This is a genomic window from Mesorhizobium sp. C372A (assembly GCF_030323245.1).
Lineage (GTDB): Bacteria > Pseudomonadota > Alphaproteobacteria > Rhizobiales > Rhizobiaceae > Mesorhizobium.
The window spans coordinates 663815-683505 of sequence record NZ_CP100475.1 but is presented as its reverse complement, the minus strand read 5'-3'; the positions used below and the strand labels follow the sequence as shown (position 1 = coordinate 683505).

Genomic DNA, 19691 nt, shown 5'->3' with positions numbered 1-19691 from the left:
GTTCAAACAAAATGATATCTGAGCAGATCGGCCTCGACCTTCTCCGCACCTATGTCGCGGTCTGCCGGCAAGGTAGCCTGAGCAGGGTCGCCGCGCAGACCGGCAAGACCCAATCGGCGATGAGCATGCAGATGCGCCGGCTGGAGGGCCTGCTCCAACGGCACTTGTTCCAGCGCACCGGCCGCGGTGTCGTACCGACTGCGGCGGGAGAGCTCTTTCTGGGATACGCGACCCGCATCCTCGCTCTCGGGGACGAAGCGGTGGCGCGTCTGCAGCAGGCTAGCATTGGCGGCGGCGTGCGTATTGGTCTTGCCGAAGAGGTCACCACGGCCGCGCTTTCGGCCGCGCTTGGGCGGCTGCATCGCACCTATCCCGACATCAGCCTCGACGCGATGGTCGAGCACAGCGTCGCGCTGGGACGGCTGTGGAGCGAGGATGCGCTGGATGTCATGATTGCCCCGACATCCGTCGTCGCGGCCGATGCCGTGACGACATGGAACGTCGAACTGCAGTGGGTCTGCGCCCAGGACTATGTGCTGGACCATGACCGGCCACTCGATCTCGCCGCCTTCGGCGCAACCTGCCCTTGGCGCAGGCGGATGATCGAGGCGCTGGTCGCCGCCGGCCGGGAGCACCGGATCGTCCTGTCGTGCCAGAGCGTCACCGGCCTTCAGGCCGCCATCGAGAATGGACTGGGCGTTGGACTGCTTCCGCCCGAATCCGTGCGCACCGCTTCGATGCGGGTGCTGAAGACGTCAGCCGGCCTGCCCGAGCCGCTCACGGTCCAATACGGCCTTTACGCGCACGACCGCAGGACAGCTGTAATCGATGCCGCGATCGAAATCCTGCTTAAGGATTTGCCGGCGGCGCCACGAGCCGCCTGACGGCGGGACGCTCTACCGGCCGTAATAGAGGGTGACGGTGTGCTTGGCCTCGGCGAAGAACAGCCAGCGCTCGACCAGCATGCCGGCGAACTGGACGGTTGCCGCAAGCACCGACAGCACCGCTGCGAATGGCCAGGGCAAAGCGAATAAGACAGAAAGCAGCAGCAGGGCAGGCAAGGCGAAAGCCAGCAACTGCGTGATCAGCCGCAGCTTTGCACCGTGCTTGCGGGCGATGCGAAAGCCCATTTCCTTGAGCAGGTAGTTCTCCTCGGTGTGCGGCCATTCCAGCGAGCGCACCGTCCCTCCGGCGAGGCCTGTCGCCGTGTTAGCGGTGGTCGCGATCTCCAGCGCGTCATTGTATCGCCACGTCGCCAGCTTCCAGCCCCAGCCGAGCAAGGTCAGCAGCAGGGCGGCTACCGCAACGGCGGTCGCGCTGATGGCGAAAGCCTGCAGCAGCGCGTTCAACAGCACGCTGCCGGTCATCGCCGAAAAGATGAGATAGCCCGGCAGCGTATACGGGCTATGCCACTGCGCGATCGGCTTCAGCGAGGCATAGATCATGCCGGTGGTGCAGACGGTGACGATTGCGCCGATAGTTGCGAGAAACCCGGCGATGGCCATCCAGCCTCCGGTGCGGCCAAAAAACACCCAGCCGATGCCGAACAGCCCGGCGGGAATGAAGGTCGCGACCGAGGCCACGCCTTCGCGCGACAGCCAGGAACTGCGCCATTGCGAGAAGGCGCGCCATGCACGTTCGGGGCGGCCGAGATGGCCGGTCGAGGACAATAGGCCGGCGGCGATCAGGCCGAGCGACAGCCCCATGCCGATAAGGCCGAGCCAGAAATGGGCCGGGATAAAACCCAGTCCGCCAAGCACGCCAAGCAGCGCCAGCAGGCCATAGCCCGCTCCTGTGGCAGTTGTGAAGAAGACGACGGAAAAGGCTGGATGCATTGGTCAGTTCGAAAGCATGCGGTCGATCCAGCCGAGAAAACCGCCTTCGGCCGTGACTGGCTCGAGCCTTGGCGCCGGCACCCATGCGGCGCGCTGGGCGCGCGGCGGCAGATATTTGTTGGTCGGTTTGTAGCCCATCTCCGGCATCAGGTCGACGCCGCCACGCTCCGCCACCAGTTGCGAGACAGCCGACGAGGGATCGCCGAGATCGCCGAAATGCCGGGCGCTGGTCGGGCAGGCGGCAACGCAGGCCGGCACGCGGTCTTCCTCGGCCAGATTGTCATTGTAGATGCGATCGACGCAAAGCGTGCATTTCTTCATCACGCCGACATCGGTGTCGAATTCGCGCGCGCCATAGGGGCACGCCCAGCTGCACAGTTTGCAGCCGATGCATTTGCTTTCGTCGATCAGCACGATGCCGTCCGACGCCCGCTTGTAGGACGCGCCGGTCGGGCAGACAGTGACGCAGGCAGGCGTCTCGCAATGCAGGCAGGAGCGCGGAAAGTTGACCGTGCGCCCGCCCGCCTCGGTCGTGTGCTCGTAGCTGTGCACGCGGTTGAACCAGACGCCGTCGACATGGCCGCCATAGGGGTCGATGTCGGTCAGTGGCGCCATGTGGCCGCCGGTGTTCCACTCCTTGCAGGCGGTGACGCAGGCCTGGCAGCCGACGCAGGTGTCGAGGTCGATGACCAGGCCAAGCTTCTTGTCTGTATGGGCGGGAAGGCAGGTCATTCCACGGCTTCCCTATTGACGCGGAACTCGGCGCCGAAGCGAAGGATGTCGGGCGAAGGCTCGACATTTGGCGGCTGGCTGAAACGCTCGAATTGCGGTTCGGTGAAGCCGGCTTCCTCATCAGAGCATTTGACGATGCGTACCCTGAGGTCGAACCACGCCGCCTGGCCGGTCACCGGATCGGAATTCGAATAGCGTTTGCCTTTCGCGTCAGCCGATGTCTGGTCGCCGATAATGTGGTTGAGCAGGAAGCCGCGATTGCTCTCGGCGGCGTTGTCCTTAAGCCCCCAGCTGCCGCGCCTTTTGCCGATGGCGTTCCATGTCCAGACCGTATCCGCATTGACCCCGTCGACCAGCTTGATCTGCCCCTTCACCCGGCCATTGATGCTTTCGATCCACACCCAGTCGTCGTCGAAAAGGCCGAGGCCCGCCGCGGTCTTGCGGTGCACGAACAGGCGGTTCTGACTGGTGATTTGCCGCAGCCACGCGTTCTGCGAACCCCAGGAATGATACATGTGCATCGGCCGCTGCGTCAGCGCATGCAGCGGATATTTCTGCGGATCGACGGCGGCCTCTTCGAACGGGGTAAACCAGAACGGCAGCGGATCCATATAGGTCTCGATGCGCCGGCGTTCGCTCTCGGGCGGCTGGACGCGACCATGACCGCGCGCGGCGAGGCGAAAGCGCTGCATCGGTTCGCAATAGAGCTGGAACACGATCGGCTCGGCCTTGGGGATGAACCCCATCTGCTCTGCGAAGTCGAGATAGGAGCGGTTGGCCATCTTGTAATAGCGCTGGTCCTCAGCAAAATCCTGGTGCCAGAAGCCGCCATTGCCGATGTAGCGCTGCAACTGGTCGGGATTGACTTCGCCCTTGCCGACGGAAGTGCCGTCCTTGCCGCGCCAGCCGGCCAGCGGGCCGATGCCCGGCGTGCGTTCGTGATTGACGATGTAGTCGGCATAGTCGGCATATCTGGCCGAGCCATCGTCCTCGACGAAGCCGGGCAGGCCAAGCCGAGCGCCAAGTTCGATCAGCACCGATTGGAACGGCCTGACATCTCGGTCCGGTTCGACCACCGGATGGCGGATCGCGTCGCCCGGCCCGTCGGCATGGCTGATCGGCCGGTCGAGCAGACTGATGCAGTCGTGACGTTCGAGATAGGTGGTGTCGGGCAACACCAGGTCGGCGAACGGCACCGTCTCGGAATAATAGGCGTCGGAATAGATGATGAAGGGGATCTTGTAGTTACCCGCTTCGTCATGGTCGGTGAGCATGGCAATGGTCTCGACGGTGTTCATCGAGGAATTCCACGCCATGTTCGACATGTACATCATCAGCGTGTCGATTGGGTACGGGTCACCGGCCCACGCATTGCGGATGACCGTATGCATCAGCCCATGCGCGGCGAGCGGCGCATCCCAGGAATAAGCCTTGTCGATGCGCAAAGGCGTGCCGGCCTCGTCGACCAGGAGATCGTCCGGCCCGCAGACGAAGCCGAGCGGCATGCCGTCGAGCGGCGTCATCGGCCTGACCACCTTGCCGGCCGGCTTCGGTCCCGGCGGCGCCGAGCGCGGGTAGGGGGGCTTGAAACGGAAGCCGCCGGGCACGTCCACCGTGCCGAGCAGCACCTGCAGCAGGTGGATGGCACGGCAGGAGTGAAAGCCGTTGGAGTGGGCCGAGATGCCGCGCATGGCATGCATCGACACCGGCCGTCCCTTGATCGTCTCGTGCCGCCGTCCGGCCCAGTCGGTCCACGCAACCGGCAGTTCGATCGTCTGTTCGAAGGCGACGTGGGCGAGTTCGGCAGCGATCCGGCGGATGGTGTCGGCCGGAATGCCGCATCGTGCCGCGACCGCATCGGGTGCGTAGCTGTCGTCCATGTAGCGGTCGGCGATAAGCCGGAACACCGGCACGCAACGGCGGCCGGCGAACGCGAAGCTGCCGGTCAGCGCCGGTTTCGCATCCGCATCGGCTGCGTTGACGGTTGTCTTCGCCACTCTGTCCCAGGCGAGAAGATTGTTGTCGCTGTCGCGCAGGAACAGCCCGTCGTCCGCCGCACCCGGCTCCTGGACGACCAGCACATGGGCGTTGGTGTAGCGCAACAAATAATCGAGATCGACGCGGCCTGCCTTCAGCAGTTCATGGATTAGGGCGAAGACGAAGAGGCCGTCGGTGCCGGGCCGGATCCCGATCCAGTCGTCGGCAATGGCGTTGTAGCCGGTGCGACAGGGGTTGATCGACACCACCTTGGCGCCGCGCGCCTTGAGTTTACCCAAGCCGATCTTGATCGGGTTGGAATCATGGTCCTCGGCGACGCCGAACAGCATGAAGTATTTCGTATTGTCCCAGTCCGGCTCGCCGAACTCCCAGAACGAGCCGCCGATCGTGTAGAGCCCGCCGGCCGCCATGTTGACCGAGCAGAAGCCGCCATGGGCGGCGAAGTTCGGCGTGCCGAACTGGCTCGCCCACCAGCCGGTCAGCGACTGCGACTGGTCGCGCCCGGTGAAGAAGGCGAGCTTTTTCGGATCGGCCCGGCGGATATTCGATAGCCGCCCGGTCGCAATCGAAAACGCTTCCTCCCACTCGATCTCGCGGAATTCGCCCGAGCCGCGCAGGCCGCTGCGCAACAGCGGCTTCTTCAGCCGCGCCGGGCTGTAGTGCTGCATGATGCCGGAGCTGCCCTTGCCGCAGATTACGCCGCGGTTAACCGGATGGTCCTTGTTGCCGTTGATGTAGCGCACCTTGCCGTCCTTGATGTGGACGTCGATGCCGCACCGGCAGGCGCACATATAACAGGTGGTCTTGGCGATGCTGTCGGAGATAGCGGGCGAGGTGTCGACGCCGTCGCCTTCATCAGGCGCGCGCGTGTCGCCAAGCGGCCGTTGCGACGGTGCGGAATTGGCTCCGCGCGGCGCAGCTGGGTTCATGATGCCGGCGTGCTTTTGCTACCTGCGAATTTGGCCCGCGTCTTCGGTCCGGGGCCACGCATATAGTGTTCTTCAGGATGATATCGATCGCCGGCCAGCCGCCGCCTGAGGCCACGGGTCCAATGCGCAAACAGGGATCTGAACCGCCCGATCATTTTGTTGGCCGCGACTTGTTGGCGAATTTTTTCTAACTTCGACTGAAAAAGTAGAATAAAGCTATCGATCCGTCTAATCAGTTGTTCTTGTAAATTCGATCGGAATTGGTTCTTAATGCACACATGACGCTGGACCAGTTGCGCATTTTCGTTGCCGTTGCCGAACGCGGCCATATGACCAAGGCGGCGGAGCTTTTGGGCATCTCCCAGTCGGCGGCGTCGGCGGCCATCCGCGCTTTGGAAGAGCAGCATGGCGTTCATCTGTTCAACCGTGTCGGCCGCAACATCGAGCTGGCTCAGACCGGCCACCGTTTCCTGCCCGAGGCCAAGGCGGTGCTGGAACGCGCCGCCGCCGCCCGAAATGTGCTGGAGCATGTCTCGCAGACGGTCGCCGGCAGCCTGTCGATCGCCGCCAGCCTGACCATCGCCAGCTACTGGCTGCCGCGCAGGCTGGCCTCTTTCCATGAAGCCTACCCGGCGGTGCGCTTAAGCGTCAGCATCGGCAACACCAGGCAGGTCGAGGCCAATGTGCTCGACGGCACCGCCGATCTCGGTCTGGTCGAGGGGCGCACCGAGTCAGACATCCTCCGCCGCACCAAGGTCGACGTCGACAGGTTGATGCTGGTCGTCGCCGCCTCGCATCCGGAAATCGCCGAGATCGCGCCGGGCCGCCCGGATATCAGAGGGCTGCGCTGGATCATCCGTGAGGGTGGTTCGGGCACGCGCGAGGTGCTGGAGGACCTGGCCCGCCGCGAGGGGATATCGCTTGGCGACCTGCAGATATTTCTGGTGCTGCCGAGCAACGAGGCGGTTCGCCAGGCGGTCGAGGCCGGCGCCGGCGCCACCATCATCTCGGACCTCGTCGTCGGACGCGCCGTCGCCGAGGGCAGTCTCCGGTCGGTGCCGCTCGAACTGCCGAAGCGCGACTTCGCCATGATCACCCATCGTGACCGCCAGGCAAGCCTGGCCCAGATGGCGCTCAAGGCGCATCTCGGCGCTGAAGCCGTCAGCAATCCGGCGTAAGCGATCAGGCGAACTTCCGCTGCGCATCCAGCGCCAGGCCAAGGCCGACCGAGCCGAACATGTCGCCCTCGATAACGGCGGCTTGCGGCACCAGCGACAGGATTTCACGCCGTGCCAGCGGGATCGCGGTCGAACCGCCGGTGAGGAATACGGCGGTGATCGCAGAGGCCGTTATGCCGGCATCGGCAATCGTCTGCCGCACCGTAGCGGACACCCGCTCGATGTCGGCTGCAATCGTTTTCTCCAGGCCAGTGCGCGTGATCTCGGCTGCAAAACGCGCGCCGGGCAGCGCCACCGTCACATCAGCCGAAGCCTGATCCGTCAGCGCGATCTTGGCTCGTTCGACGAGGCCGGCCAGCGCATGGCCGTAACGGTGCTCGACAATATGGATGAAGCGGTCGACTAGGTCGGCGCGGACGGCCTCGAAGCGGATCTGCCTCAGATGCGTCATCGCCTTGGCGGTGTAAACGAGGTTGATGCGTTGCCACGTCGCGAGATCAATGAAATAGCTCGCCGGCAGGTTGCGCTTGCCGTCTTTTGTGGGCGAGAGATAGCCGAGCTTGGGCATGACATGGGCAATGCTGAGCAGCCGGTCGAAATCGGTGCCGCCGATATGGATGCCGCGGTTGGCCAGGATATCGTCCTTGCGGTCGCTTGAGCGGGCGCGTTGCGGCGAAACGCGCACGATCGAGAAGTCGGACGTGCCGCCGCCCATGTCGACGATCAACGCCAGTTCCTCGCGCTTCACGTCCTGCTCATAGTCGAGCGCTGCCGCGATCGGTTCGAACTGGAAGGCGATGTGCTTGAAGCCTTGCGCGCGCGCCGCCTTTTCAAGCTCGCTTTGCGCCTTGGCATCGGCTTCCACATCGTCGTCGACAAATTGCACCGGCCGGCCGAGCACAACGTTCTCCACCGGAGCGCCGGCATCTTCCTCAAGCCGCTTCTTCAAATGGCCGACGAACATGCCGACAATGTCGATGAAACCGATCTGCCGGGCCTTGATCCGCGTCTTCTCATGCGCCAGCGAACTGCCGAGCACGCTCTTCAGCGACCGCATCAGCCGGCCTTCGATGGCATCGGTGTAGTCGGCAATGGCGCGGCGGCCGAAATAGGTGTGACCGTCCTCGAAGTTGAAGAAAACCGCGCTTGGCAATGTCGGCTGTTCACCTTCCAGCGCCACCAGCCGTGCCTGGCCGTTGCGGATCACGCCCACCGTAGAATTGGACGTGCCGAAATCGATGCCGCCAAATGCCTGGTGCATTGCAGCCTCCTGTCATTGGGTCGTCGCTGTGGCAGGCGTCCGCAAGACGCGCGCCGTCCAGAGGCCTGACCGTTCTGCCGAATGATTGTGCGTGTTACCCGAGGGTTGGGAGGCGGCGGTCTATCGCAAGACTGAGAAAAGGGGAACCCCTTTTCCCCGGAAATGGGTCCTGCGCGTCAATCCCTGCGGAAAATCAGCCTGCCCAGCCAGCCGGTGATCATGGCCAGCGACACGGAGAAGACGCCGTAGAGAAACGAGTAATCATGCGCGACGCGGAAGATCGACTGTTCGAAGCCCGATTTGCGGATTTCGAGCTGGGCCGAGCTTTCCTTGAGGAACAGACCGCTCTTGAACAGGAACGCGCGGGCTTTATGGGTTCCAACCGGGACGTTGGGCGCCAGCCGCACCGTGGCGCGAAACAGGTTCTGCGACAAGAACTGCACGCCGCCGACATTCTCGCTATAGAGGCCGGTCGCCGCCTTGCGCTCGCGCAGCGCCACGGTGAATTCCTCGATCGTCGCCGGACTGTCGGTTACCTCGGCCGGCTGCATGTAAAGGTTGGAGGCGCCGAGCGACAGCTGCTTGTAGCTGTTGGGTTCGGTGATGTCCTGCAGCGGCCGCGTCGTGGCGACGGAGTAGGATACCGGCACGTTCTCGAAGGTCTCGGATTCCAGATTGACCCAGACGCCGAGCACCCGGTCCTTGCGGCGCACCACCACCGGCCGCGGCGGGCCTTCGAGCACGACGATGACGTCGTAGCGCCCCTGTCGCGCGACCAGCGGGTCGGGATTTTCCAGCGAACCGAAAATGGTCAGGTCGGCGCCGGAAAAACCGGCGGTGATCGACACGGCGTCGGTGGAGAGACCGATCTGGATGCCTTCCGGCAAGGGGTTCGGCGATTGCGCTGCCGCCGGCAGAGCGAGGGCGAAAAGCAAAACGGCGGCCGAAAAAATCCCCCACCGCGGCATCAGTTCAGGCCCGCGGCGGTCAGCGAATAGAGGTTTGGCGGCGTGACGAAGAGATCGATGGCAAGCCGGATGGCAACCGCCAGCACCAGCAGCGCCAGCAGTGCCCTGAGCTGCTCGCCGCGCAGCTTCTGTCCTGCCTTGGCGCCATATTGCGCGCCGGCAACGCCGCCCGCCATCAGCAGGAAGGCAAGCATGACGTCGACCGTCTGGTTGGTGGTGGCGTGGACCAGCGTGGTGTAGGCCGAGGTGAAAATGATCTGGAACAGCGAGGTGCCGATGACGACGTTGGTCGGCACTTTCAGGAGGTAGATCAGCGCCGGCACCATGATGAAGCCACCACCGACACCCATGATCGACGACAGGAAGCCGATGCCGGCGCCGAGCCCCAGCACCGGAATGACGCTGACGAACAGCTTCGAGGCCCTGAAGCGCATCTTCAGCGGCAGCCGGTGGATCCAGTTGTGCTGGCCGGATTTCTTCAAGACCGGCGCCGCACCGCTGCGCGTCGCGCGCAGCGCATTGACGCTCTCGACCAGCATCAGCCCGCCGACGGTGCCAAGCAGCACGACGTAAAGCAGTGAGATAAACAAATCGAGCTGGCCGAGCCGACGCAGGAAGGCAAAGACGAAGATACCGCCGGTCGAGCCGACGATGCCGCCGGCCAGCAGCACCCCGCCGAGCTTGAAGTCGAGCGTGCCGCGCTTCATGTGCGACAGCGCGCCGGAGAAGGAGGAGGCGATAACCTGGTTGGCGCCGGTAGCAACGGCGATTGCCGGCGGGATGTTGTAGAAGATCAAGAGCGGCGTGATCAGAAAGCCGCCACCGACCCCGAACATGCCCGACAGGAAACCCACCGCCGCGCCCATTGCCAGCAGCACGAAGACGTTGACGGAAATTTCCGCGATCGGGAGATAGATGCCCACCCGTCAGTCTCGATCAGTTTGCCTGTCGGCGATTGCAGCCATTCCAGGGCATTGTCGCACCGAAAAGCCAATTCTTTCTTGCACCGCCGGGGCAGTGGGATCAAACCCCGTCGCCCTACCGAAACAAAAAACATCTCAAGCAGTTAACAGGCAAATGTATGGCAAGGGCGTCGCGTTAGCGACGCATCTGCCGTTATTTGTGCGCCAGCAGCGCCTTCACCAGCTTTTCGTCGATTTCGCCGGTCGCCTGCATCTTGTTGTCGGTCTGGAAAGCCATGATTGCGGTCTTGGTCTTGCCGCCCATCACGCCATCGGCGCCGCCGGCATCGTAGCCGTTCTTGTTGAGGATGAGCTGGATGTTCTTGACCGCCTTCTTCATGTCGACGCTGGCGGTGGTCTGCGGCGTGCCTTCCTGCCAGGATTCAGGAATGTCGGCCGAGTTGGACGCCGGGTCGAGCGGCTTCGGCTTCCACAGTTCCGTGGCGGCGCGCGCCCGCTCCAGCTGTTCGGGGCGCAGCGCAGTGGCGACTTCGTCGCGCTTTGCAGCCGCATCCTTGTCGCCGGTCTTGGCGACGAGCGCGAACCATTTGTAGGATTCCTCCAGGCTCTGCTTCATGCCGACGCCCTTTGCCGCCAGGATGCCGAGATTGAACTGGCTGTCCTTGACGCCGACATCGGCCGCCGCCTGAAACCAGTGCGCGGCCGATTCATTGTCGGTCACGCCGTCGGCGGCCATGGCAAACAGAACGGCCAGATTGTGCATGGCGCTGGCATTACCCTGCGCGGCGGCGAGCTGGTAGAAGGTCTTTGCCTTCTTGACGTCGCGCGTGACGCCGATGCCCTTCTCGTAGAAATTGCCGATGCGGTATTCCGCCGGTGCGAAGCCGAGCTCGGCCGACTTTTCGTACCATTTGGCCGCTGCCGCCATGTCTTCCTTGACGCCGCGCGATTCAGCATAGCGCGAACCGAGCTCGAACAGCGCCTTGGCGTCACCGCCGGCAGCCGCGTCGCGCAAGGCTTGCGGGCCGGCATCGGCCGGAACGTCTATCTTGGCCACGACAGGTGCTACCGCGGCATCAGCCGGCGGAACGGCGCCGGTAGTATCCGAGGCCGTCGTATCCGAGGCCGAGGGCGCCATGACGGCGGCCGCAGGCTGCGCGTCGGCAGCCGCCGGTTCCGCAGTGGCGGTGGTCGGCAGCATTGCATTTGGCGCGGGGGCCGGATCGGCCAAAGCCATCGGCGCTGGCGCGGGCTCCACCGCCGGCACTTCGGGCCCAGCGACCGAGGCCGCATTCATTGGCGCATCGTTGCCAGCTGGCGGTTCCGTGGGCTCCGCCTGCCTGACGATCCGGGCCGGCACGTCCTGAACGGCCACCTGCTGTTCTGCCTTGGGTCGGCTGGCAGCGTTGACCAAGGCAGTCTCGACCGGCTGCGAGGCGACGATCGGCGCTGTATCGTTGCTTGCGACCTCGACCGGGTCGGCGAAGAAGGCCTTGCCCAACTGGAGGCCGGCAAGCGCCAGCATGATCGCGACCGCTCCCATCAGGATCGGCTTGCGCCGCGCCTTGAGCAGGTCGCCGATACGAAGCGCCTTGACCGGGCCCTTCATGGTAGACTGGCGTTTCAACGCGTCGGCCTCGGCGGCCGCGGCCTGCGCCGCGCGCCTGGCCGCGGCAATGAAGTCGGATTTCGACGCATCGCCGGAGTTTTGGCGCACCGGTGGGCCACGTTCGTCGCGTACGCGCTTCATGATGGCGTTGAGGTCGGGCGCGCCGGAGCCCGGCTCCAACGGCCGGTTGGCGAGCTTCGGATCGAGCGGCTCGTCGAGATCGACGCTCGGCAGGTCGACATTGGGCCCCGAGCCGGCAAGCGGCGGCATGTCAGCCGGCTTCTTGCCCCTGAAGGCGCGCGCAAATCCACCGAACAGCGACTTCTTGGCCGTGGCTTCGCCTTTCTCGGCAATCCTGTCGGAACCGAGCGCTGCCTGGGCAGCGGCCGCGGCAGCCTCGGCTGGCGAGCGCCGTACGGGTTCGCTGCCCATGACCGGGTCGCTACGCGTACCCGGGTCGCTACGCGTACCCGGGTCGCTGCGCATATCCGGCTCGCTGCGCATGATGGCGGCGGCGCGGCCGTCGAGATCGGCCATGTCTCCGGTCAGCGGCAGCGGCTGGTCGATATCCATCGATGGCGCGTCCTGCACCGAAATCTTGGAGGCGCGTGCAGCGCGGGCCCGCCGCGCCGGCTCGGCCTGGGCATCCAGAAGCTCGCTCACCGCCTCGGCCGGTTCGCTGGTCTCCAGCGAGCCCAGACGATCGACGATCTTGAGCAGCGTGTCGTGGATCGCCTCGAATGTCCGTGAATTGCGCTCGTCCGAACGGCGCGTCAGCGCTTCCAGCGTCTTCAGATCCTGAGCAAGGCCGGTAACGGCCGCGGTGTTGGCGTTGGAATCTGCCAGCGAGCGCACGGCGCTCTCGGCTGCTTCGCGTGCCGCGCCCATGATGGATTCGCGGGTTCCGGCCAGCGACTTCTCGATTTCGTTGAGGCGCGGGCTGATGTCCTCGAATTCCGGCAGCGGCGTGCCGGGCTTCGACAGATGCGCCGATAGGCTGGAGACCTGCGCCTCAAGGCTGCGGATCAGTGCCGGATCGATGCCGGCGACCTGCGCGGCCGACGATTCCAGCCGGCTTGAAATGTCTTCGAGCCGGCTTTCCAGGCCGCGGATCGCCGCCTCGTTGGCAGGATCGGGAATGCGCGTCTCCATGCGTTGGGCGAGCGCGGTGAAGCGTGCATCGATGGCGTCCATGATGCCGGCGCTGTCAGCCTGCGGCTGGCGCTGGTCCAGCCGGTCGGCAACCTCGTCCAGCCGCCGCTCGAGATCGCGAAACAGCATGTTGCCCTGTTCGATGGCATCGCCCTGCCGACGTTCCATCATGCCCGACAGCACGTCGAAGCGCTGTTCCAGACCCTGGAAGATATAGTCGGCGTCGGGCATGGCCGGGGCGCGGTCGATCTTGTCGGCGATCATCGCGATCTGCTTGCCGAGGCGCTCCATCGCCTGTTCCGGCAGATTGGCGCGGCCGGCAAGCTCGTCGACCCTGTTCGACAGCGTGCTGAGACGGTCGAGAACCTCGCCGCTCGGACGAACCTGCACGACTTCCTCGATCTGCTGCGCCAGCGAGGCGATCCGCTTCTCGATGCGCTCGAACGGTTCGGGGTCGAAGGAATTGGCCTGTGCGGCGACGGTCGAGGCGACGATGGCGCGCGAAATCTCGTCGAGCCGTTCATCGATCAGGCCAAGCGTGTCGCCGCCGCGGTTGCTCTGCTGGCTGACGAAATGATCGACGGCGCCGGCAAGCGTGCGGACCTTTTCTTCCATCGAGCGCAGCGACAGCGATTCCGGCAGATTGTGGACCGCATTGCTGATCTGTTCGAGCCGGTCGGTCAGGGCCGAAAATCCGGGGCCGTCGGCGCGGTTGCGCTGGTCGGCGTCGACACGGTCCTCGAACGCGCTCCAGCGGCGGTCGAAATCGTCCCAGCGGCGGTCGACCTTGAGCACGCTTTCCTCGCGCGCCAATGTGTCGAGCGCCGTCTTTACCTGCTCGAGCTCGAGCCGCAGCATGTTGACGCTTCGGTCGTCGCTCTTCTCGGCCAGCGTCTGGATGGCGCCGGACAGCCGCTCGAATTCGACGCCGAGTTCGGCGCTGCCCTTGCCGGGCAAGCCGCCTGCCTGACCACCCGATTGGTTGCTCGCCTGGAAGGCCCGTTCGATGTCCTTGCGCAACGCGGCGAATTCGCGCTGCAGGCCGGCCGTCATCTGATGGCGCAGTTCCTCGCGCAGGCCACGCAATTCGCCGGCGATCTTGCCGACCACGGCGACGCTGTCTTCCTGGCCGCGCACGCGGTCGATGTCGCGCGCGATCGCCTGATAGTTCTGGTCAAAGCCGGCCGGCCCGGCGCCTTTCGGCCGCGGCGTGGGCTGCGGGTCCTCGTACCAGCGCGGCGGGGCGTAGGGCTGGGCGCTTGCGTAGCGCGGCTCTGCGGGCGGCCGGCGCGGATCGAAGCGCTCGGCGGCGTCCTCGCGCTTGCGCTCCAGCCGCTGCTCCAGCGTTTCCAGCGAGCGGTTCAATTCGTCAAGTGTGGTGTTCGGCCTGCGCGGCCTGCCGGCGTTGAGTGTATCGAGATAGGACCGCTTGCTGTTCATCGATGCGTCCGTTTTTCAGAATGGCCGGCTTGCTGCCAGTTTCCAAGTCCTTGTCGGGAACGAAGGCGGCCGCGCGGCACTGCTGCGGCGGAAGACGAGCTTCCCGGGCCAGGCCCGCTCTCCGAAAAACCGTGAAAAATTCGCTACAGGATAAACACGGGTGACCGACATCCGCACATTTCACCCATCGTGGTAAACAAGGTGTTAACCAAGCTTAAGAAGTTACGGCATTGCTGAAATACAGGCGGTGCCCGTTCGGACCCGGCGCCGGGGGTGCGGCATAAGGTTTCGCAATCCCAGAACGCCCTTGCGTCATGCGGCGGCTATCGATATAGAATTGACGTAAACGTAAGAGGGGCGCCGTTCGTGCCTTTTGCGATGAATTAGTTGAAACCACGACTGGAAGCATGCCCCCGCTTCCACTCAGGCGTTGCAAGGTCCAAGACCGCGATGCCACGACAGGGGAAAGCCAGTGACTATGAAACTTGTTTCGCCCGGCGAAGCCGCGGCCAACACCAACAATATGTCTGCCGAAGCCGGTGAGGAGCTCGTGCGCATCGGCGAGATGGCCAAGAAATACGGCGTGACTCTGCGCACGCTGCGGTTCTATGAAGACAAGGGCCTGCTCAATCCAAAGCGAGATGGGGCGACGCGGCTCTACACGCGTCGCGACAAGGCGCGGCTGAAGCTGATCCTGCTCGGCCGCAAGGTCGGGTTCTCGCTACGCGACGTCAAGCAGATGATGGATCTCTACGATCCCACGGGATCCAACACCAAGCAATTACGGCTGGCTCTCGACAAGTCGGAGAAGCAGCTTGCCCGCCTGCAGAAGCAGCGCGCGCTGATCGACGACGCCATCAACGAGTTGAGCGGCTCGATGTCGGCCGTGCGCCAGATGCTGTCCGAGCGTTCGGCCCCGGCCAGCGCCGCCAGCTGATTTTGCTCCGCAGCTCCCGGCGAAAGCTTTGAACTTAAGAGCCGCGCGGCCGCCCGCGCGGCTCTTTTTGTTTGACCCCCCTCGCTTTGCGCAAAGCTATGCACCGCGCGTGCCGATAGGCTGGCACAGGTAAATTTTGTCCCGGCGACAAAATTGACGTTTACGCAAACGTCAATTTTTGCTATCTCGCTTTCGACATTGGCCGGCGTGCCGCCCCAACCTCATGTTCGGGGCCCGATCTCGCGGCCAAGACCCGCATGGTGGAGGAACACATGCCGATCTACAGGGCGCCGGTCCAGGACACGCTGTTCGTGCTCAACGAGGTGCTGGGTTATCAGCGATATTCCAACCTTCCCGGATTTGCCGACGCGACGCCCGACGTTGTCGAGGCGATCCTCGCCGAAGGCGCCAAGCTTGCCGAAAACGTTATGCATCCTCTGAACCGCGTCGGTGACATGGAAGGCTGCGTGCGCCATGAGGACGGCTCGGTGACGACGCCGAAGGGCTTCAAGGAAGCCTACGACCAGTATCGCGAAGGCGGCTGGATGGGACTGGCGGCGCCCATCGAGTTCGGCGGCCAGGGGCTGCCCTATGCCGTGCACACCGCGGTTGCCGAATACATGGTTTCGGCCAACATGGCGCTGATGATGTATCCCGGCCTGACTCAAGGCGCTATCGCTGCTATCATCACACACGGCACCGACGAGCAGAAGGCGACATGGCTGCCGAAGCTGGTCGAGGGGTCCTGGACCGGTACCATGAACCTGACCGAGCCGCATTGCGGCACCGATCTCGGCCTGCTGCGCACCAAGGCGGTGCCGAACGGCAACGGCACCTACAAGGTATCCGGCCAGAAGATCTTCATCTCGGCCGGCGAGCACGACATGTCGGAAAACATCGTCCATCTCGTGTTGGCCCGCATCGAAGGCGCGCCGGCAGGCGTGAAGGGCATCTCGCTGTTCATCGTGCCAAAGCTGAAGCTCGATGCCTCGGGCAATCCGGGCGAGAAGAACACGCTCTCCTGCGGGTCGATCGAGGAGAAGATGGGCATCCACGGCAATTCGACTTGCGTCATGAATTATGACGAGGCCGAAGGCACGCTGCTCGGCGAGGCCAATGGCGGCCTGAAGGCGATGTTCACGATGATGAACGAAGCCCGGCTCGGCGTCGGCCTGCAGGGCCTGTCGCTGTCCGAGATCGCCTACCAGAACGCGGTCTCCTACGCCAAGGACCGGCTGCAGGGCCGCTCGCTGTCTGGCGCCAAGGCGCCGGACAGACAAGCCGATCCGATCATCGTGCATCCCGACATCCGCCGCTCGCTGATGACCATGAAGGCCTTCAACGAGGCCGGCCGCGCGCTGGCGCTGTGGACGGCGATCAAGTCCGACATCGCCCACCGCTCCGCCGACGACAAGGATCGCCAGGCGGCCGACGACTATACGGGCCTGCTGACGCCGGTGATCAAGGGCGTGCTCACCGACAAGGGCTTCGACCATGCCGTCATGGCGCAGCAGGTGTTCGGCGGCCACGGCTACATCGAAGAACACGGCATGAGCCAGTTCGTGCGCGATGCCCGCATTGCCATGATCTATGAAGGCGCCAACGGCATCCAGGCGCTCGACCTCGTCGGCCGCAAGCTTGGTCTGAATGGCGGCCGCGCCGTGCAGGCCTTCTTCAAGGACGTCGGCGAGTTCTGCGAGGAGAACCGTGCCGACGACAAGCTGGCGCCGTTCACCAAGGCGCTGAAGAAAGGCCTCAACGATCTGCAGGCGGCGACCATGTGGCTGGTGCAGAACGGCATGGCCAAGCCCGACAATGCCGGCGCCGCGTCGACCGATTACATGCATCTCTTTGGCCTTGTGGCGCTGGGCTACATGTGGGCGCAGATGGCCAAGGCCGCGCTCGGCAAGACCGGCGCCAACGGCTCGCAGTCTGTCCACGAAAATGGGGCTTTCTACGACAACAAGGTGGTGACGGCGCGCTTCTTCATGGAGCGGATCATGCCCGAGACGTCGGCACATCTGGCCCGCATTTCCAGTGGTGCGGACACGCTAATGGCGCTGCCTGCGGAAGCGTTCTAGAAATGGCTGGCGTCCCCCTCCCGGGCCCGAAGGGCCGGGAGGGGTCCTGCGTGCAGTGCGCCGGCTGGTTGGCGCTTTGGTAGGAGATGATCGCAATGCCCCAAACCCGCGTCAATTCCGAAGATAAGGTCGAGCACGTCATCGGCGACCCCACCCGACCGCTTCGCGGCCACCCTCCCCTCAAGGGGGAGGGTGACGTTGGCGCGGGAGAAACGGCATGACAAATCCATCAGAAGTGCTCTCTTTGCCGAAGCCAGCCTGGGCGGCGGACGAAGTCGGCATGCTCTACGACATGGCGCATCGCTTCATGTCGGAAGAGATCGCGCCGCGCTACGACGAGTTCGAGAAGAACGAGATGGTCGACCGCGAGAGCTGGCGCAAGGCAGGTTCCGCCGGCCTGCTCTGCGCCTCGATGCCGGAGGAGTATGGCGGCTCCGGCGGCACCTTCGCGCATGAGAGCGCCATCATCGAGGCGATCGGCCATGTCGGCGTCGACGGTTTCGGCATCGGCCTGCACAATGCGATCGTTGCCCCTTACATCCTTCATTACGGCTCCGAGGAGCAGAAGAAGAAATGGCTGCCGAAGCTGGCAACCGGCGAACTGATCGGCGCCATCGCCATGACCGAGCCGGGCGCCGGCTCCGACCTACAAGGCGTCAAGACGCGCGCCGAGAAGGACGGCAACCAGTACAAGATCAACGGCTCGAAAACCTTCATCACCAATGGCCAACTGGCCAATTTCATCATCGTCGTCACCAAGACCGATCCGGCCAAAGGCGCCAAGGGCACCTCGCTGATCGTCGTCGAGGCCGACGAGGCCGAAGGCTTCGAACGCGGCCGCAACCTCGACAAGATCGGCCTGAAGGCCAACGACACGTCGGAGCTGTTCTTCAATGATCTGCGCGTGCCGACCTCGAACCTGCTTGGCCACGAAGAGGGACAGGGCTTCATCCAGCTGATGCAGCAATTGCCGCAGGAGCGCCTGCAGATCGGCACCGGCGCGATCGCAATGATCGAGCGCGCGCTTGCTCTGACCATCGACTACGTCAAGGACCGCAAGGCCTTCGGCAAAGCGATCATCGAGTTCCAGAACACCCAGTTCAAGCTCGCCGAACTGAAGACCGAGGCCACCATCGGCCGCGTCTTCTACAATGATTGCGTCACCCGCCACATCAATGGCGGGCTGGATCCGGTGACGGCGTCGATGGCGAAATACTGGCTCTCGGACCTGCAGGGAAAAGTCGTCGACGAATGCCTTCAATTGCATGGCGGCTATGGCTACATGAATGAATATCCGATCGCCCGCATGTTCCGCGACGCCCGCGTCCAGCGCATCTACGGCGGCACCAACGAGATCATGAAATTGCTGATCGGCCGCTCTCTCTGAGAGCGACGTCGGCAAAGCAAGGAGCAAGCAAATGGCTGAAGCTTATGTCTATGACGCCGTGCGCACACCGCGCGGCAAGGGCAAGAAGGATGGCTCGCTGCACGAGGTGCCGGCGGTGCGGCTTGCGGCCAGGACGCTTGAAGCGTTGCGCGACCGCAACGGCCTCGACACTGCAAACGTCGACGACATCATCTTCGGCTGCGTCGATCCGGTCGGCGAAGCCGGCTCCGTCATTCCGCGTGCCGCCGCCTTCGAGGCCGGCTACGATAACAAGGCGCCGGGCATGCAGATCTCGCGCTTCTGCGCCTCAGGCCTCGACGCCATCAATTTCGGCGCCGCCAAGATCGCTCAAGGCGCCGACGAGATCGTCATTGCAGGCGGCGTGGAATCGATGTCGCGCGTCGGCATGGGCGCCTCGGGCGGCGCGTGGTTCATGGACCCGTCCGTCGGCCTGCCCGGCTGGTTCGTGCCGCAAGGCATTTCGGCCGACCTGATCGCCACCAAATACGGTTTTTCGCGCGACGACGTCGATGCCTATGCGGTCGAGAGCCAGAAGCGTGCGGGCAAGGCCTGGGCCGATGGCCGCTTCAAGAACTCCGTCATACCGATCAAGGACCAGAACGGCCTCACCATCCTCGATCATGACGAGCATATGCGGCCGTCGACCGACATGCAGTCGCTGGCCTCGCTCAACCCGTCCTTCGTCATGCCTGGCGAAATGGGCGGCTTCGACGCGGTCGCCGTGCAGAAGCATCCGGAAGTCGAAGAGGTCAACCACGTCCACCATGCCGGCAACTCGTCCGGCATCGTCGATGGTGCGGCCGCCGTACTGCTCGGCTCGAAGAAGGCCGGCAAGACGATGGGCCTGAAGCCACGCGCCCGCATCCGCGCCTTTGCCAACATCGGCTCCGAGCCGGTGCTGATGCTTACCGGTCCGGTCGACGTCACCGAGAAGCTTCTGAAGCGCGCCAAGATGAAGCTGTCGGATATCGACCTGTTCGAGCTTAACGAGGCCTTCGCCTCGGTGGTGCTGCGCTACATGCAGGCATTCGAAATCCCGCACGACAAGATCAACGTCAATGGCGGCGCCATCGCCATGGGCCATCCGCTCGGCGCCACCGGCGCGATGATCCTGGGCACGGTGCTGGACGAGCTCGAGCGCCGCGATTTGAACACCGCTCTGGTGACGCTCTGCATCGGCGCCGGCATGGGCACCGCAACGATTATCGAACGCGTCTGATTTTCGGCCGGAAGGAGAGAG

13 protein-coding genes are annotated in these 19691 nt (G+C 64.2%); 6 read left to right on the top strand and 7 right to left on the bottom strand.

Annotated elements, in window-relative coordinates; all coding sequences use genetic code 11:
- The first annotated feature begins 11 nt into the window (after window positions 1–11).
- Complete coding sequence (locus NLY42_RS03080) at window positions 12–884, top strand: LysR substrate-binding domain-containing protein (protein WP_023755146.1); 873 nt, start codon at window positions 12–14, stop codon at window positions 882–884.
- 12 nt (window positions 885–896) lie between these two features.
- Here NLY42_RS03080 and NLY42_RS03075 read toward each other — a convergent pair whose 3' ends face one another.
- The 3 genes from NLY42_RS03075 to NLY42_RS03065 are packed head-to-tail and all read right to left on the bottom strand — an operon-like array spanning window position 897 to window position 5494.
- Window positions 897–1835: a dimethyl sulfoxide reductase anchor subunit family protein gene (locus tag NLY42_RS03075; RefSeq protein ID WP_023755145.1), complete on the bottom strand. Its 939-nt coding sequence runs from the start codon at window positions 1833–1835 to the stop codon at window positions 897–899.
- 3 nt (window positions 1836–1838) lie between these two features.
- Window positions 1839–2567, bottom strand: coding sequence for a 4Fe-4S dicluster domain-containing protein (locus NLY42_RS03070; RefSeq protein WP_023688707.1), 729 nt, complete (start codon window positions 2565–2567; stop codon window positions 1839–1841).
- Window positions 2564–5494 carry a molybdopterin oxidoreductase family protein gene (locus NLY42_RS03065; protein WP_023755144.1) on the bottom strand — a complete coding sequence of 977 codons (2931 nt, stop codon included), beginning with the start codon at window positions 5492–5494 and terminating at the stop codon, window positions 2564–2566. The genes NLY42_RS03070 and NLY42_RS03065 overlap by 4 nt, the downstream gene beginning before the upstream one ends.
- 278 nt (window positions 5495–5772) lie before the next feature.
- On the opposite strand from NLY42_RS03065, the gene NLY42_RS03060 reads away from it, so the two are divergent.
- On the top strand, window positions 5773–6672 hold the full coding sequence (locus NLY42_RS03060) for a LysR substrate-binding domain-containing protein (RefSeq protein WP_023699495.1): 900 nt from the start codon (window positions 5773–5775) through the stop codon (window positions 6670–6672).
- Between the two features lie 4 nt (window positions 6673–6676).
- On the opposite strand, the gene NLY42_RS03055 is transcribed toward NLY42_RS03060, so the two are convergent.
- From NLY42_RS03055 to NLY42_RS03040, 4 genes are all read right to left on the bottom strand, one after another.
- On the bottom strand, window positions 6677–7933 hold the full coding sequence (locus tag NLY42_RS03055) for an Hsp70 family protein (RefSeq protein WP_023755142.1): 1257 nt from the start codon (window positions 7931–7933) through the stop codon (window positions 6677–6679).
- A 176-nt stretch (window positions 7934–8109) separates the two neighbouring features.
- Window positions 8110–8901 (bottom strand): TIGR02186 family protein, encoded by a 792-nt coding sequence (locus tag NLY42_RS03050; RefSeq protein WP_023669607.1) that lies wholly within the window; start codon window positions 8899–8901, stop codon window positions 8110–8112.
- The gene (locus tag NLY42_RS03045) at window positions 8901–9824 is read right to left on the bottom strand and encodes a sulfite exporter TauE/SafE family protein (protein WP_023669608.1); all 924 of its coding nucleotides are present in this window, start codon (window positions 9822–9824) and stop codon (window positions 8901–8903) included. The genes NLY42_RS03050 and NLY42_RS03045 overlap by 1 nt, the downstream gene beginning before the upstream one ends.
- Window positions 9825–10017: 193 nt before the next feature.
- Entirely contained in the window at window positions 10018–14025 is a 4008-nt protein-coding gene (locus tag NLY42_RS03040) for an SEL1-like repeat protein (RefSeq protein WP_023755141.1), read from the bottom strand.
- Window positions 14026–14503: 478 nt separating this feature from the next.
- On the opposite strand from NLY42_RS03040, the gene NLY42_RS03035 reads away from it, so the two are divergent.
- The 4 genes from NLY42_RS03035 to NLY42_RS03020 all read left to right on the top strand — a co-directional run bounded on the left by NLY42_RS03035 (window position 14504) and on the right by NLY42_RS03020 (window position 19670).
- Entirely contained in the window at window positions 14504–14962 is a 459-nt protein-coding gene (locus NLY42_RS03035; protein ID WP_023755140.1) for a MerR family transcriptional regulator, read from the top strand.
- A 272-nt stretch (window positions 14963–15234) separates the two neighbouring features.
- Window positions 15235–17043 carry an acyl-CoA dehydrogenase gene (locus tag NLY42_RS03030; RefSeq protein WP_023751946.1) on the top strand — a complete coding sequence of 603 codons (1809 nt, stop codon included), beginning with the start codon at window positions 15235–15237 and terminating at the stop codon, window positions 17041–17043.
- A gap of 217 nt (window positions 17044–17260) precedes the next feature.
- Window positions 17261–18430: an acyl-CoA dehydrogenase family protein gene (locus tag NLY42_RS03025; protein ID WP_023751947.1), complete on the top strand. Its 1170-nt coding sequence runs from the start codon at window positions 17261–17263 to the stop codon at window positions 18428–18430.
- Window positions 18431–18461: 31 nt separating this feature from the next.
- Window positions 18462–19670, top strand: coding sequence for an acetyl-CoA C-acetyltransferase (locus NLY42_RS03020; protein ID WP_023669613.1), 1209 nt, complete (start codon window positions 18462–18464; stop codon window positions 19668–19670).
- The last annotated feature ends 21 nt before the right edge of the window (window positions 19671–19691 follow it).